Origin of the sequence: Sphingobium sp. JAI105 (genome assembly GCF_015752145.1) — a bacterium.
GTDB classification, from domain to species: Bacteria; Pseudomonadota; Alphaproteobacteria; order Sphingomonadales; family Sphingomonadaceae; genus Sphingobium; species Sphingobium xenophagum.
The window spans coordinates 2,342,522-2,358,770 of the sequence record NZ_JADOUC010000001.1; the positions used below are offsets into that span (position 1 = coordinate 2,342,522).

At 61.0% G+C, this 16,249-nt stretch carries 11 protein-coding genes and 1 pseudogene; all 12 read left to right on the plus strand.

What is annotated here, in order from left to right; translation table 11 throughout:
* Nucleotides 1-23 precede the first annotated feature (23 nt).
* The 12 genes and pseudogenes from IWY39_RS11220 to IWY39_RS11275 all read left to right on the plus strand — a co-directional run bounded on the left by IWY39_RS11220 (nucleotide 24) and on the right by IWY39_RS11275 (nucleotide 16,066).
* A complete protein-coding gene (locus tag IWY39_RS11220; protein WP_331274484.1) occupies nucleotides 24-371 on the plus strand; it encodes an acyl-CoA dehydrogenase family protein in 348 nt (115 codons plus the stop codon).
* Nucleotides 372-385: 14 nt separating this feature from the next.
* Nucleotides 386-1,171 carry an SDR family NAD(P)-dependent oxidoreductase gene (locus IWY39_RS11225; RefSeq protein WP_145205737.1) on the plus strand — a complete coding sequence of 262 codons (786 nt, stop codon included), beginning with the start codon at nucleotides 386-388 and terminating at the stop codon, nucleotides 1,169-1,171.
* 245 nt (nucleotides 1,172-1,416) lie between these two features.
* Nucleotides 1,417-2,445 carry a dipeptidase gene (locus IWY39_RS11230; RefSeq protein WP_196871505.1) on the plus strand — a complete coding sequence of 343 codons (1,029 nt, stop codon included), beginning with the start codon at nucleotides 1,417-1,419 and terminating at the stop codon, nucleotides 2,443-2,445.
* Between the two features lie 48 nt (nucleotides 2,446-2,493).
* A pseudogene (locus IWY39_RS11235) lies at nucleotides 2,494-3,748 on the plus strand (malic enzyme-like NAD(P)-binding protein); the annotation flags it as partial.
* Nucleotides 3,749-3,890: 142 nt separating this feature from the next.
* A complete protein-coding gene (locus IWY39_RS11240) occupies nucleotides 3,891-5,288 on the plus strand; it encodes an aspartate ammonia-lyase (RefSeq protein WP_196871506.1) in 1,398 nt (465 codons plus the stop codon).
* A gap of 138 nt (nucleotides 5,289-5,426) precedes the next feature.
* A complete protein-coding gene (locus tag IWY39_RS11245) occupies nucleotides 5,427-6,536 on the plus strand; it encodes a dipeptidase (protein WP_196871507.1) in 1,110 nt (369 codons plus the stop codon).
* 46 nt (nucleotides 6,537-6,582) lie between these two features.
* Nucleotides 6,583-7,869: an MFS transporter gene (locus tag IWY39_RS11250; RefSeq protein WP_196871508.1), complete on the plus strand. Its 1,287-nt coding sequence runs from the start codon at nucleotides 6,583-6,585 to the stop codon at nucleotides 7,867-7,869.
* 235 nt (nucleotides 7,870-8,104) lie between these two features.
* Nucleotides 8,105-10,927 carry a TonB-dependent receptor plug domain-containing protein gene (locus IWY39_RS11255; RefSeq protein WP_196871509.1) on the plus strand — a complete coding sequence of 941 codons (2,823 nt, stop codon included), beginning with the start codon at nucleotides 8,105-8,107 and terminating at the stop codon, nucleotides 10,925-10,927.
* A gap of 166 nt (nucleotides 10,928-11,093) precedes the next feature.
* Nucleotides 11,094-12,350, plus strand: coding sequence for a sarcosine oxidase subunit beta family protein (locus IWY39_RS11260; RefSeq protein ID WP_196871510.1), 1,257 nt, complete (start codon nucleotides 11,094-11,096; stop codon nucleotides 12,348-12,350).
* Between the two features lie 11 nt (nucleotides 12,351-12,361).
* Nucleotides 12,362-12,622, plus strand: coding sequence for a sarcosine oxidase subunit delta (locus IWY39_RS11265; protein WP_196871511.1), 261 nt, complete (start codon nucleotides 12,362-12,364; stop codon nucleotides 12,620-12,622).
* The gene (locus IWY39_RS11270; protein WP_196871512.1) at nucleotides 12,619-15,573 is read left to right on the plus strand and encodes a sarcosine oxidase subunit alpha family protein; all 2,955 of its coding nucleotides are present in this window, start codon (nucleotides 12,619-12,621) and stop codon (nucleotides 15,571-15,573) included. The genes IWY39_RS11265 and IWY39_RS11270 overlap by 4 nt, the downstream gene beginning before the upstream one ends.
* Nucleotides 15,566-16,066 carry a sarcosine oxidase subunit gamma gene (locus IWY39_RS11275; protein WP_196871513.1) on the plus strand — a complete coding sequence of 167 codons (501 nt, stop codon included), beginning with the start codon at nucleotides 15,566-15,568 and terminating at the stop codon, nucleotides 16,064-16,066. Before IWY39_RS11270 ends, IWY39_RS11275 begins: the two co-directional genes overlap by 8 nt.
* Nucleotides 16,067-16,249: the final 183 nt, after the last annotated feature.

Below are 16,249 nucleotides of genomic sequence, written 5' to 3' on the forward strand. Positions count from 1 at the left end.
CCCCGGGTCACTTCTCAGCGGCAATCAACAGCGAACAGTTCGGACGACCGATTGGCAGCTTCCAGGCGGTAAAACATCATTGCGCCAACATGGCGGTGGCGGCTCGGAATGCTATCGACCTCGTCACTTACGCCGCAGTTGCAGCGGATCAAGCCCGCCCGGATGCGGCATTCTTGGCCAACAGCGCGTTCATCATTGCTGCACAAGGCGCAATCGACAATGCTGGCCGAAACATTCAGATACATGGAGGCATTGGCTTTAGTGATGAAGCCGATGCGCATCTTTTCCTGAAGCGGGGGCAACTTCTGGCAACGATCGGCGGCGGTGTCGAGGCTGCGCTGGAACGGATTGCGATCGTGGCGGCAGCCTGATGGAAGGAGTGGATATGACCACGCGCGTTGCGATCATAACGGGGGCGGGTAGCGGCATCGGACTTGGCACTGCGCGAAAGCTTTCCGGGATGGGCTATGCCATCGTCGGCACGGGCCGCGATATGGGCAAACTGGCCGAACTCGAAGCTGCCGTCGGCCATCCCGAGCGGGTCGCGACCATCGCTGCCGACCTGACCGACAACGAAGCTCCGCAACGAATAGTCGCGACGGCGCTCGACCGTTTTGGGCGGATTGATTTCCTGATAAACAATGCCGGAATCGGTAGTCCCAAGCCGGTGCACGAGGCGGACGACGAAACGCTCGACCATGTACTCGGGCTGATGCTGCGCGCGCCGTTTCGAATGATCCGAGAGACCCTGCCGCATCTCGCTTCCGGCTCGGGGATCGTCAACGTGACTTCCACTTATGCCGCGATTGGTGGCTGGCGGGGCGGAGCCTATTCGGCGGCAAAGGCCGGGATGACCGGGCTGACCCTACACTTGGCCTGCCAATATGGGGCGCAAGGCATCCGCTCGAACGCGGTGGCACCGGGCGTAATCCCGACCCCGATGACCGAAGGTCGGTTCGACAACGAGGCGTTCTGCCGGATGAACAACGACCTTACACCCTATCCTCGCTTAGGTACGGTCGAGGACATCGCCAGCACGATCGCCTTCCTATGTTCGCCGGGAGCCGAATTCATCAACGGGCAGACGATCGTTGTCGATGGTGGCTGGAGCTCTACCAAATTTATGTCGGAATATGCGTTGACGTCGGAATGGTCGCCGAAGCGAGCCTGATAGTTCATTCGGCCCCCGGCCCGTTGCGCTCTTGTATAGATAGGGGTCAAATAGCCGTCCTAGATTAGAGACGACCAAGTCCGAATTTGTGAGCCGGATGGCGCAATAGCTTCGTTCTACCGTGCTCGTCCAGCGCGGTAAGGGCAAGCGCCATGTCTGAAATGGACAAGGGTACGGCGCCATAAGGCAAGTCCTTTGGCTAGACTGTGCGAAGACAGAGCTCCCCGGGAAAGCACGAGAATCCTATGTCCGACATCAGCGACCCCATCGTTAGTGATGCACTGACCGTCATCAGCCCTGAAGCCGAACGCATCCTGGGCGACGCACTTGTCTGGGACGGTCATGGCGGCTTCACGAGCAAGCCCGACCAGGACCTGAACGAGCTGGACCGCTGGGAACGCTCCAAAGTCGACTTTTTGTCGATCAACGTCGGCTTCGATATCCACCCTTGGGAATTCGCAGTGCGGACCATTGCAACGTATCGCCGGTGGATCGCAGATCGGCCGGAGCGCTTCGTGTTAGTGGAAACGGCGGCGTGCGTTCGCCGGGCCAAGGCTGAGGGCAAGATGGCGATCGCGTTCGATCTCGAGGGCGCGGTGCCGCTTGGCGACCAGCTGTCGATGCTAACACTGTATCGCCGGCTAGGCGTTCGGCAGATGCATTTCGTCTACAATGTGAACAACAGCGCCGGGGGCGGTTGCCAGGACGACGATACAGGACTGACCCCCTATGGTCATGACCTCGTCCGCGAATGCAATCGGCTCGGCGTGATCGTCGATCTCTCACACACTGGCTATCGAACGACGATGGACATGATCGCCGCCTCGAGCCAACCGGTCATCTTCTCACATTCGAACCCCAAGGCGCATACAGATCACCCCCGAAACATCACCCTGGACCAGATGCGCGCCTGTGCGGCGGCCGGTGGGCTGGTAGGCGTGACTGGCGTTGGAAGGTTTCTCGGGGATCCGCTCGCTACTTCCGAGAGCTTCGTCCGCGCCATAGATATCGCGGTAGAGAGTATCGGCATCGCGGCCGTCGGCATGGGCATCGATTACACGTGGGCCCCGGGCAGTTATGCGAGATCCCCCGCCTCGTGGCCGGCAGAACATTACACTGGGAAGTTCGCCTACATGTCCCCGGAGCAGCTTCCCGAAATCACCGAGCTGCTCCTTCGCCGTGGTTACACCGAGTCAGACATTCAGGCGGTTTATGGCGAGAACTATCTCCGTGTAGCCACTCAGGTCTGGGGTGCCGAACAGGCGGCTTCGTGACGCGGCGTCCTGCGACCGTCAGCATCCTCCAGTCGGTTAGGGTTTGCGTTGAACGATAAATTGCAACAGGCGGCGCTCGATTACCACCGTCATCCGCGACCTGGAAAGCTCAGCGTCGAGCCATCGAAGCCAATGCGCAACGAAGCCGACCTCACGCTCGCTTATTCTCCGGGTGTTGCGGTAGCGTGTGAGGCGATCGTTGCGGACCCCGCGCTAGCCGGTCAACTGACGGGGCGCGCCAATCTCGTAGCAGTGATCACGAATGGCGTGGCAGTGCTGGGGCTCGGGCCCATCGGGGCGCTGGCGAGCAAGCCGGTGATGGAAGGCAAGGCCGCGCTTTTCAAGTTGTTCGCGGATGTCGACGTGTTCGACCTCGAGCTCGATACGATCGACGTCGATCGCTTTGGCGACGCCGTGTCGTTGATGGAGCTGACCTTCGCCGGCATTAATCTTGAAGACATTCGGGCTCCCGAATGCTTCGAAATCGAGCGTCGTCTGCGGGAGCGCATGAGCATTCCCGTCTTTCACGACGATCAGCATGGAACGGCTACGGTGGTTGCCGCCGCCGTCGTGGCGGATTTGGCTTGCCAGGGGAAGACGCTCGAACAGATCCTGCTCGTCACTTCGGGGGCCGGGGCGGCCGCCATGGCTTGCGTGAATTTGTCGGTCGCGATGGGACTTCCGGCAGTCAGGTGACGCTCACGGACATTTTTGGCGTGGTCCGGCATGATCGTCAGGATTTTCCGATGTTCTCATCCCCTATGCGCATGTCACGGAATATCGGTCGCTAGCTGAGGCACTCGCTGGCGCCGATGTGTTCCTCGGCCTCTCCGCGCCGCGCGTGCGTGAGCCAGAATGGCTGGATTCACTCGCCGACAAGCCACTGATCTTCGCGCTCGCCAACCCCGAGCCAGAAATCTTACCCGAACTGGTTTTGCAGAGCCGCCCGGATGCCATCGTTGCGACCGGCTGGTCGGACTATCCGAATCAGATCAATAATGTGCTATGCTTCCCTTATATCTTCCGGGGTGCACTCGACGTCGGCGCAACGACAATCAACGAGGCCATGAAGATGGCGACCGTTGAAGCGATTGTTTCGATCGTCAAAAGCGACGAGCGGTCCACCCTGATCGCCGCCGAGCAAACCATCATCCCGTCACCTTTCGACAAGCGTCTCCTCGTCGAGATTGCTCCAACTGTCGCGCGAGCAGCAATGCTGAGCCGTGTCGCCAAGTATCCAATCGAGGATTTTGCTGTCTATCGGCGGAGCTTGGCCGAACGCGTCTGCCGAAGCGATAACATGTCCGATTCACCGGCTAGCAATACACGATTGCTCGCCGCCCGATAGATGGCACAATCTGGCTTCATAGTGTCCGCCAACGACAAGCGTGATGTCTGAAACCAGCTAGTTCGCGTTCCAACGATAAAATCGAAGGACGCAGGTAATGACACTCTATCGCACCGATCATGATGGCCTTGGCGACATCAACGTACCCGCCGACGCGCTTTATGGGCCGAACGCGCGTCGCGCCGTCGACAATTTCGCCATCTCTTCGCGAACGCTTGGCGATTTCCCGCAGTTCGTGGAAGGATTCGGTCAGGTCAAGGCTGCCGCGGCGCTCGCGAACACGCAGCTGGGACTTATTTCCGAAAACGCCGGCGGGGCGATAGTCGCCGCTGCGGACGAACTCATCGACCAGAGGCACAATGCACATCTGGTGGTCGACATGCTCGAGGGTTCCGGCGGTACGTCGCTGAACATGAACGTGAACGAGGTCCTCGCAAATCGTGCCGCCCAGCTTCTTGGCGGGATGGTGGGCGCCTATGATCTCGTCCATCCCAACGATCACGTAAACAGGTGCCAGTCGACCAACGACGTCGTCCCGAGCGCTATCAAGGTGGGCTGCCGGATCGCGCTCGGCGGTCTGATCCGCGAAGTCGACCTCCTTGTCGGGGCCTTCGAAGAGCGTGCTGAACGCTTCAGCAATGTGTACCGCCTCGGTCGCACCTGTTTGCAGGATGCTCAACCCATGACGCTCGGACAGGCCTTCGGAGCATATTGCGCGCTCGCTCGCCGCCTGGCCGCAATGCTGCGCGAGCGCGAGGAGGAATTGCTCGTCCTGCCGATCGGCGCCACGGCTATCGGGACAGGCTTTGGCGCGGCGCCAGGTTATCGCGAAGCGTTCTTCCAACATCTCCAGGGTCGGACCGGCACAGGCTATGATGCTGCAGAGGACATGTTCGACGCGCTATCGAACGCAGACGTATTTACTCGTTTGTCGGGTGAATTGCGGGCCGTTGCCACGTCGATCGCTAAGATCGCCAACGACTTCCAGCTGCTTTCGTCCGGTCCGACGGCAGGCTTCGGCGAGCTGCTACTGCCCACGCTCCAGGCGGGATCCTCGATCATGCCGGGCAAGATCAATCCGGTGGTACCGATGGCGATCTGCCAGCTGGGTTTCACGCTGACTGGCTACGACGTGATCGTCGCGACCGCCGCTCAGCAGGGTCAGCTCGAGATCAACCCGTACGAACCGGTGATCGCATTCCACCTCTTCGAAGGCATGCGCCTCCTGACCAACGGCTTGCGGATTTTCCGAGAGAAATGCGTTGCTGGGGTCGAGGCCAATATCGAGCGGATGGAGTATAATCTGTTGCACTCCAGCGCGATTGCAACGGCGATGCTTCCCACCATCGGCTACGAGCGCGCATCGACGCTCGTGCGTCGGTCGCTGAAGGAAGCGATCCCGTTTGCGGAACTGGTCGTGTCCGAGGGGCTGATGCAACCGCAGGAGCTTCATGATCTCATCGGCGCAGCCACCGGAGCTGCGGTCGCGCGATAGAGGAGAGGGCGCCTCGCATCGAGCGGGGCGCCATCGGCTCACGATTGCAAGAACATGTCTGCTATGGGCAAGTCGGCGGTCTAGCTTGGCGTACCTTCGACATGAAGGTTCGAATAAATCGGCCAGAGGGAGGCAGGCATGAACAGACGGGAACTCATCCTCGGCGGGACGGCGGCGGTGGCCGTCCTGTCCCAGTCGGCTTCGGGCCAGAAGGCTGCGGCGCGGGCCGCCAAATCTGGCGGTGCTCTGATCGTCGACGGTCTCGATACGTCGGAAATCACACGTGACTACATCCTGACCGCTAGGTCGGTCGGCATCAACTGCATTCACAAAAGCATGGGCAGCCTGCGTACGTTCTCGCTGATGTACGAGTTCGTCGACAAGAATTCCGACATCCTGGCGATTTGCCGTTCTGTGGAAGAAATCCGCAGTACCAGCGCCGAAGGCAAGGTCGCGCTCATCTTCGGATGGCAAGGTGCCGACGTCGTCGCCAACAACCGCAGCGGCACGAACGATTGGTGGGGGACGCCGCCAAAGACCGAGCTGCGCGCCTATTACGAGCTGGGTCTGCGCTTCGTTGGCATCGCTTACCAGATCGCCAATATTTTTGGTGGCGGCGGCACCGACACCCAAATGGGCCTCAGTCGCGCCGGTCGCGCCTTGGTGGAGCAGGTTCACAGCCTCAAGATGGTGCTCGATGTCGCCGGACACACGGGCGACCAAGCGAGCCTCGATGCGATCGAGATGTCGAAGGGTATTCCCGTAGTCTGTACGCACGGCAATGCCCGTCACTTGGCGAATTCGTCGCGCAACCTTCCTGATATCCTGATCGACAAGATCGCGCAGTCGGGTGGCGTGATCGGCATGAATGCGATCAACGACTTCGTGATGCGCGGGAAGGAGATGGCGACCGTGGAACCGACGCCGCAGGGCACCGTCCGTGACCTCGTCAGACATGCGACCTATATCCGGAACCGGGTTGGTGCCGAGCATGTCGGCCTGGGCCCCGACTTTACGTCGGGTGCGTCGGAGAACCCCAATCGGGCACCTGGCATTCGAGACTATCCGATGTTCGGCCCAGAGGTGATCGACAAGAGCCCGCGACGCTTCGTTTCCGGCTTCGAGGATATTTCGAAATTTCGGAATATTGAAGCGGCGCTGCGCGACGACGGCTGGTCGGCCCCGGAAATTTGTGGCTTCATGGGTGAGAACTGGCTGCGTGTCTATAAGCAGATCTGGGGCAAATAACCGGCTCAAGCTGGCCTGTTGACGATCTTGCGGATGGAAAGAGCACGTGGCGACGCCCTTTGAAGATGTACCTCTCAGCCGTTTTCATGCCCGGGTGGTGCTGAGCGGAACCGGTGGCCAGTTTGCCGATGGGTTCTCCTTGGGCATTATCGGTATCGCGCTCAGCCTAGCGGCGACACCGCTGGGTTTGTCGAGCGGGTGGATGGGGGCGCTGGGTGCCGCCTCTCTGGCGGGCCTGTTCCTGGGCAGTCTCGTTGCCGGACCGATCAGCGATCGGATTGGTCGCCGGCCGATCTTTGCGTGGGACATGCTCGTCTTCACTGGCATCGCCGTCGCCCAATTCTATGTCTCGTCGCCCGAGCAGCTGCTGTTTCTTCGATTGTTGCTCGGTGTCGCGCTCGGCGCAGATTATGTCGTCAGCAAATCCCTGGTCACCGAATTCGCACCGATCAGAACGCGCGGTCGACTGCTCAGCGTCCTCGCCGTTGCCTGGGCGGCCGGCTATGTCTGTTCTTACTGCGCCGGATATCTGATCCGTGATATGGGGCCATCGGCTTGGCGCTGGGCGCTGCTGTCCAGTGGCGTTCCATCGCTGGTGATCTTTGCGCTCCGCGTGCAGATCCCTGAATCTCCCCACTATCTTGTCGCCAAAGGTAAGGTTGCAGAAGCGAGGGCGATCATCGACCGCGCCCTGGGCCGGGACGTCGAGCTCCCGCATATTTGGAAGCCAGTCGCCACCGACGAGCCAGTGACGGGCCTTTTCTCGCGTAAGCTGTGGAAGAACCTCGTAACAGGGTGCGTCTTCTACACCTGCCAGGTGATCCCATTCTTCGCGATCGGCACCTATCTACCGACGATTCTCGGAAAACTGGGGGTGACCGACAGCTATTCCGCCGGGCTGATCTTCAATCTGTTGCTGATGTTGGGCGCCGTACTGGGATTGATCGTGGTGGATCGGATTCCCCGTCGCACATTCCTGACAGGTTCATTCGCTCTTATGGCCGGTCTGCTCGCGATCCTTCTCAATGTGCCAGTCGGCATGACTGCGGTGACGATCGGATTATTTGCGGCATTCGCCTTCATCCTCGCGGCAAGCGTCAATCTCGAGTTCGTCTACCCACCCGAGCTGTTTCCGACGGCGGTTCGCGCCACGGGTATCGGGGTCGTCGTCGCCTGCAGCCGGTTGGGTAGCGCCTTCAGCACTTTCGTCCTGCCGGTCGTCGTCGAGGACCACGGGATCGCCTATGCGCTCACCGCCTGCGTCGGTGTGCTGATCTTTGGCGCCGTGGTGTGCCAGCTCTGGGCGCCAGAGACCCGAAACGCGGAGCTCTGATCACGGATTTCCGGTAATCGCCGCATCATTGTTGCTCAAAGCCACATCGCCGCGCGGCCACGGTGCGCGCGCATGGTGTCGAGATCCGCGAAGGCAAATACGGAATGTCCCGAAATAGACAATAAACTGTCTCTCCCGGGCAACTCGACTCCGCCGCTCCATCTAGCCTTGAAATTGAAACATTTGGCTTCGACCGTCACAGCGGCGAAGCCCCTTAGGAGAAAAAGGGGCAGTCATGACTATTGGTAGATATCGTTTCCAACTCGCGGTCTCCGCGACGGCGCTGATCATGAGCGCTTCGGCGATGGCACAGACTGCCGGGCCGCAGGCGCCGGCCGGAGCCGAAGCGGATGGATCGGAAATCGTTGTCACCGGTTCGCGCATCAAGCGGCCCAATGAGACCCAGGCTACGCCGATCACCACGGTCTCGACCGCCGCGATTGAAGGTCGTGGTGTCGTCAACGTGGTCGAAGTTCTGGCAACTGTGCCTGCTGCCGGGGCAAGCCGCCAGTCGCCGTCGGGCAACCCGCGCGATCAGGGATCGACCGGCACGTACACCGCCGATCTGCGCGCACTGGGCAACACCCGCACGCTGGTTCTCGTCGATGGTCAGCGTTATGTCGGCACCCAGCAGGGCACCAATGCCGTTGATATCAGCACCATCCCGACTGACCTGATCGAGCGCGTCGACGTCACCACTGGCGGCGCATCGGCCGTTTATGGCTCCGACGCCATCTCGGGCGTCGTGAACTTCATTCTCAAGAAGAATTACCAGGGCATCAAGCTGAACGCGCAAAGCGGCATCAGCACGCGTGGCGACGGCCGCCAGTCGAAGCTGAGCGGCTTGTTCGGCACCAATTTCGCTGACGACCGGGGTAATGTGACCTTCGCCGCGAGCTGGGACCAGACCAAGGGCGTCCTCGCCGTGGATCGTGAAATCTCGGCCGACGGCGTGACGATTGCTGATCCGACCCGCCCTGATCTGGCCGTGTTCGGCCCGGCGGGCTACACTGTCGCCCAGACGCGCCAGGGCGTGTTCGGTCTGAACGGCTCGACGATTGCCGGATCGACGATCCGTCGCACGATCCTCGCCGATGGCACGGTCACGACCCCACTCGCCTCGCGTGACGGCATCAATCCGAACCAGTTCGTCATCATGTCGGTGCCGATGGAGCGCGTCGTCACCAACTTGCGCGGCCGCTATGCCTTCACCGATGACATCACCGGCTATATCGACGGTACGTTCGCGCGCACCGACGTGACCGCACAACTCGACCAAACTTATGTAACCAGCGGCCGAATGAACATTGGTGGTCCGACCGGCCTGCCAATCACCATCCCCACCACGAGCCCGTTCATCCCGGCCGCCCTGCGCGCACTCATTCCGGCTGGACGCACTGAGATCAGCGTGGGCCGTGACCTTCCTGAGTTCGGAGGGCGTCTGATCAAGTATCGTCGCGAACTGTACCGCGCGGTGGCTGGCGTCGACGTGAAGCTGCCATTCTTGGGCGATAGCTGGAACGCGAACGCCTATTACGAATATGGCCGCTCGACCCTCGATCAGACCATGTTCAACGGCTATAATTCGCAGCGCATGTACGAGGCGCTGCGAGTGGAGTCGAACGGTGCCGGCGGTTTCCAGTGCGCCAGCGCATCGGCTCGCGCGCAGGGATGTATCCCGGTCAATCTCTTCACTGGCCGCGCGCTCACGTCGGCCGAGATGAACTATCTCCGTCAGAACGCCGACATCAACTCGTTTAACGAACAGCAGGTCGTTGCGGGTTCGATCTCCGGTACGCTCATCGAGCTGCCCGCCGGCCCGCTCGGTTTCGCCGCCGGTGCTGAGTATCGCAACGAGCGTTCTAACTATCTTCCGGATGACAATCTGCAGAACGGCCTGACCTCGCTGCAATATTACAAGCAGACCAAGGGGCAGTTCAACGTCAAGGAAGCCTATGCCGAGTTGAGCGTGCCGCTTCTCAAGGACGTGCCGCTTGTCCACAGCCTCGAAGTCGAAGGCGCTTATCGCTACGCCGATTACTCGAGCTCTGGTGGAATCAGCGCGTGGAAGGTCGGCGGCAACTATTCGCCGATTTCCGACATTCGCTTCCGCGGCATCTATTCGCGAGATATCCGCGCGCCCAACATCAACGATCTGTTCCGTGGCCAGACCAGCAACCGCGTCAACCTGATCGATCCTTGCACCGCAGGCGGCAACGCTGCACGTCGGGCCTATTGTTTGGCGCAGCCGGGCATCACCACTGCTTTCAATCCGCCGGCGCCCTCGCCGATCAACCAGTTCCAGGTTGGCAACCGTGCCCTGAAGCCGGAAATCGCGAACACGCTGACGGCAGGCGCGGTCCTTACGCCGACCTTCATTCGCGGCCTTTCACTCAGCGTCGACTATTTTGACATCAAGATCAAAAATGCGATCACGACGCTGGATCCTCAGGTCGGCGTCAATCTCTGCGCCGACACGAGCGATCCCCGGTTCTGCTCGACGGTTACCCGCGATCCGACCACGGGTATTCTGATTTTCAACAACACGATCCCGATCAACGCCGCCAATGAGCGGATGAAGGGCGTCGATGTGGAGCTCGCCTATCGGACTGGTCTTGGCAACTATGGTGGCCTCGATATGGTGCTGAACTATACCAATCTCATCAAATATAAGACGGCGCCTTTTGCTGGTGCCACGATCATCAATTTGAAGGGCCAGCCCTTCTATCCCGAGCACAAGGCGAACCTGAACCTCACCTATTCCCTGGGTGGTTTCAGCGTAAACCTCAACGAGCGCTACATCGGGAAGATCTATCGCGTCGTCGGCGGCACCTTTGCCGGTAACGCCGTGCCGGCCTTCTGGTACACCGATCTCCAGGTCCGGTACTCGATCGACAAGAAGTATGACTTGTACATCGGTGGCAAGAACATCTTCGACAAGAAGCCGCCGCTGTTCCCGACGCCCTATGTTGGCACGACCACCGGCACGAATACTGCCGGCGCGGTGTACGACGTCATCGGCGCGTACGTCTATGCGGGCGTCAGCCTGAAGTTCTGATGAAATCGGCCGCCGCCTGCGGGCGGTGGCCACCAAATTCTGACGTGCGGCAATTTTTGCCGCACGTCTCCCATTGACGCGCGAATGTCGCTACAGAACAAGTTCGGCTTCGAGCGACTGTCATGGTTTTGACCAGATACCATCGAGAGGGGCTTTGAAGCTTGATATGACGCGCTATTCGATTGCCTCGCTCGTGAGGAACGCGTTCAGCGGCCACCGCAATTGGCAGCCAACATGGCGAAGCCCAGAGCCCCGCGAGGCCTATGACATCATCGTCGTTGGCGGAGGCGGCCACGGGCTGGCCACGGCGCACTATCTTGCGAAGGTCCACGGAATCACGAATGTCGCCGTGATCGAGAAGGGCTGGATCGGTGGCGGCAATGTCGGCCGAAACACGACGATCATCCGGTCCAACTACATGCTGGATGGCAATGAGCCATTCTACGAATGGTCGCTCAAGCTTTGGGAAGGTCTTGAGCAGGACGTCAATTATAACGCGATGGTCAGCCAGCGCGGTGTTCTCAATCTCTTCCATTCCGACGCCCAGCGCGACGCGGCGGCACGCCGGGGCAATACGATGCGCCTGTATGGCGCTGATGCTGAACTGCTCGACCGGGATGCGGTCCGTAAACTCTGCCCCTTTCTCGATTTCGACAATGGCCGCTTTCCAATCCAGGGCGGCCTGCTCCAAGCACGCGGAGGCTCGGCCCGACACGATGCCGTCGCCTGGGGTTACGCGCACGCCGCCTCGGCTCGCGGCGTCGACATCATTCAGAACTGCGAGGTCAAAGGCTTCCTGCGTGACGCGAGCGGGTCTGTGGTCGGCGTCGAGACGACACGCGGCGCAATCCGCGCCGGCAAAGTCGGAATCGCGGTTGCGGGGCATTCCGGCCATGTCGCGGCGATGGCGGACGTCCGGTTGCCGATCGAAAGCCATGTCCTCCAAGCATTCGTGTCGGAAGCCGTGAAGCCAATCATTCCTGGCGTGGTCACGTTCGGAGCGGCGCACTTCTACATCAGCCAGTCCGATAAAGGCGGATTGGTGTTTGGCGGCGATGTCGACGGCTACAACAGCTACGCGCAGCGTGGCAATCTGCCGATCGTCGAGGACACCTGCGAAAGCGCCATGGCGATGGTGCCGATGGTCGGCCGCTCGCGGCTGCTGCGCAGCTGGGGCGGCGTGATGGATATGTCGATGGACGGCTCGCCGATCATCGATCACTCGCCGGTCGAGGGCCTCTACCTCAACGCCGGTTGGTGTTACGGCGGCTTCAAGGCGACTCCCGCATCGGGCTGGTGCTTCGCCCATCTGCTCGCGACCGACCGCTCCCATGACGTTGCCAAGGCCTATCGCCTGGATCGCTTCATCACGGGCGAGATCATCGACGAGAAGGGCCAAGGCCCGCAGCCCAATCTGCATTGAGGACGGTCACGATGCGTATTCCCTGCCCTTATTGCGGCGAGCGAGATTCTCTCGAATTCTCTTACAAAAGCGACGCGGCACCTAAACGGCCGATTGATAGCGCGTCGGTCGAGACCTTCGTCGACTACGTCTATTTTCGAAATAATCCTGCCGGAGTGATCAGGGAGCACTGGTATCACGCCAACGGGTGCCGGAACTGGATCATTCTCGAGCGCGACACCATTTCGCATCAGATTTTCGGCGCATCGATCGCAAAAGGGGCATCGCAATGAGCAGATTGGCTCAGGGGGGGCTGATCGACCGCACGCGGCCACTCAACTTCACGTTCGACGGCAAGGGTTACACGGGCTTCGAGGGTGACACGCTTGCCTCCGCGCTGTTGGCCAATGACGTGCGCCTCGTCGGCCGATCCTTCAAATATCATCGGCCGAGAGGCATCCTTACCGCTGGCGGAGAAGAACCGAATGCACTGGTGACGGTGCGCGAAGGTGCGCACGCGGATCCGAACACCAAGGCGACAACCATCAGCCTCTACGATGGTCTCGTCGCGACCAGCCAGAACCGCTGGCCGAGCCTCGCTTTCGACTTTCTGTCGATCAACCAGCTGTTCTCGCCGATCTTCGTCGCCGGCTTTTACTATAAAACATTCATGTGGCCGGCGGCCTTCTGGGAGAAGCTCTACGAGCCGCTCATTCGGCGGGCTGCGGGCTTGGGCAAGCTCAGCGGAGCCGAGGATCCCGACGTCTACGACAGGATGCACGGCTTCTGTGATCTCCTGGTGATCGGAGCCGGGCCGAGCGGTCTCACGGCAGCGTTGACCGCGGCAAGAGCCGGACTACGCGTGATCGTCGCAAACGATGATGCGCTCGCCGGTGGTCGCCTGCTTGGTGAGCGCTACGACATCGGCAGGCAGTCCGGTAGCGATTGGGCTATTGGGGTGATCGCCGAACTCCGCTCCCTGCCAAATGTGGTGGTGCTCGACCGGACGATCGTATTCGGTATGTATGACGGCCAGGAGTTCGGAGCCGTCGAGCGGCTTACCGATCATGTCGCGAAACCGGTGCCGGGCGCGCCGCGGCAGCGTTTCTGGAAAATCGTCGCCAAGAATGCGGTTCTCGCCTCCGGTGCCATCGAACGGCCGCTTGTGTTTGGCGGTAATGATCGTCCCGGCGTGATGATGGCCTCGGCGCTGTCGACCTATGTGAACCGCTTCGGCGTTTCGCCGGGCCGGCGCGTGGCGATCTTCACCACTACCGACAGCGGCTGGCAGACTGCAGCAGACCTCGTGAAAGCCGGCATTCGGGTAGTTGCTGTCGTCGACCCACGTGCCAAGACGGCAGACCTCGCGGGCCGCCTGCGCGGGCAAGGCGTCGACTGTCTTACAGGTGCGGTGGTGGAGGACGTTATCGGCTCGTCCGTACGCGGTATCCGCGTCAGGCTGTCGGACGGGCGAACGAAGAAATATGCCGTCGATACGCTTGGTATGTCGGGGGGCTGGAACCCCTCCATTGGTATCGCGAGTAATCTCGGCCATCGTCCAGATTGGTCCGATGACATCAACAGCTTTCTCATGCGGTCAGCTCCGAAGGGGCTGATTCCGGTTGGCGCGGCGGCCGGGCGGTTCAGCCTGACGGATGCGCTGGAGGACGGGTTCGCCGCCGCCAGCCAGGCGATTGAGGCCGTCGGTAGGAACGTCACGAAGGTCGGATGGCAGGCCACCGCAGAGGCGACGGGTGCCGAGCCACTGTGGCACGTGCCGACGCGGCGTACGAAGGCTTTCGTCGATTTCCAGCATGACGTGACGGACAGTGACATCGGTCTCGCCGCTCGCGAGGGCTTTGTGTCGATTGAGCATCTCAAGCGCTACACCACGCTCGGCATGGCGACTGATCAAGGAAAAACGAGCCAGCTAAACGGCCACGCCCTGCTCGCTGCTGCTACCGGCAAGTCGATAGCCGAGGCAGGAACTGTTCGGTCGCGTCCTCCTTATATGCCAGTCGCGATCGGAGCCTTGGCTGGCCATCACCGCGGCATGGAATATCGGCCGCAGCGCCGCACCGCGACGCACGATTGGGCCGTCGCCCGCGACGCCGAATTCGTCGAGGCCGGGCTTTGGCTGCGTGCGCGCTGGTTCAATAAATCGTCGAGCCGGGATTGGCGGGCCATCGTTAATGACGAGGTCCGGGCGGTGCGCGGTGGCGTGGGCGTTTGCGACGTCTCGACGCTCGGAAAGATCGACATTCAGGGCAGCGATGCAGGACTGCTTCTCGATCGGCTCTATATCAACATGATGTCCACGATCCCAATCGGCAAGGCGCGTTATGGAGTGATGCTGCGCGAGGACGGGGTTGTTCTCGACGATGGTACCGTAACTCGCCTCGCCGAAAACCGCTTCTATATGACGACCACCACCGCGAACGCCGCGAAGGTGATGCAGCACATCGATTTTGCCAGGCAGGTGATCTGGCCCGACCTCGATATCCAGGCGAGTTCGGTGAGCGAGCAGTGGTCGACGTACGCGGTCGCTGGTCCGAAGGCTCGCGATCTTCTGCAGGCGCTTTTACCCGACACGGATCTGTCGGACGCAGGTCTCCCCTATATGGGCGTTCGCGACCTCACTTGGCGCAGGCACATCATTCGCCTGTTCCGGGTCTCTTTCTCGGGCGAGCTGGCCTATGAAGTTGCAGTGCCGGTCACCATGGGCCGGGAGCTGATCGAAGCGCTGTTCGAGGCAGGGGCGCCATTCGGCGTTGTTCCCTACGGAACGGAGGCGCAAACGGTCATGCGCATCGAGAAGGGGCACGCTGCTGGTCCCGAGCTCGATGGCCGGACGACTGCCGCTGATCTGGGTCTCAAGCGGATGATGTCGACGAAAAAGGACTTTATCGGTCGCGTTATGTCCACGCGGCCGGCTCTGGCGTCGGTGGACCGCCCGACCCTGGTGGGCATCAAACCGGTGGGCGGAGATCGACCGATTGGAGGCGGTGCGCATCTCATGACCGCCGGTATGGCGCCGGCACCAGAGCATGATCAGGGCTGGGTAAGCTCACCCACTTTCTCCCCGAGCCTTGGGCACTGGATTGCCGTAGCCTTCGTACGCAACGGTCCCAATCGGATCGGCGAGACCCTGACCCTCTATGATCCGGTGCGGGGCGATCAATTCGCGGTCGAAATCTGCAATCCCGTCTTTGTCGATCCCGAAGGAGTGCGCGTTCGTGGTTGAAGCAGTGCACTATGAGGAGCGCGGTAATATCGCGTTGGCGATGCTGCAGTCGCGCAGGGGCGTGAAGCCGGCCGAACTGTGCGACGCGCTTGGCGTGCCGGTCGTAGAGGGGGCATATCTGTCCCGCAATGGGCAGCTCAAGCTGATCGGCACTGGCCCCGATGCCTGGTTTCTTGTGCTGGAAAAGCCCGCAGAGGGGTGGCTCGAAGCCATTGAGGCCTGTGTCGCGGGCTTGGCTGCCGTCGTCGATCAGTCTGCAGGCTACGCCGTGCAGCGTATCAGCGGTCCCAAAGCGCGCACGCTTCTGCAGGCCGGCATCCCTCTGGACCTGCATCCTAGCGCATTCGAGACCGATCGGGCGTTCTCGACCGTCCTGGCGCACATCGGCGTCCTTCTCTGGCAGGAAGGCGACGGCGTTTTCGACCTCGCTTATTATCGTAGCTACTCCGCCAGTCTCGAGCACTGGCTTGGGGTCACGGTCAGGACGGTCTGATCGCCCTCGGGCGATAGCTGTCTCGGGTAGGCCGTTTTTGATCGCGGAACCCGGCGGACGGAGATTCTTCGGTAATGCGAGATCTGCAGCCTCGTTGCCTCTGGGCGACGAGGCTGTCGCGTTTCCGGGGGCGTGAGAAGCAAGCGTACCATGCGCAGCTTGGCGCATTCAGGAAAGTTCGTG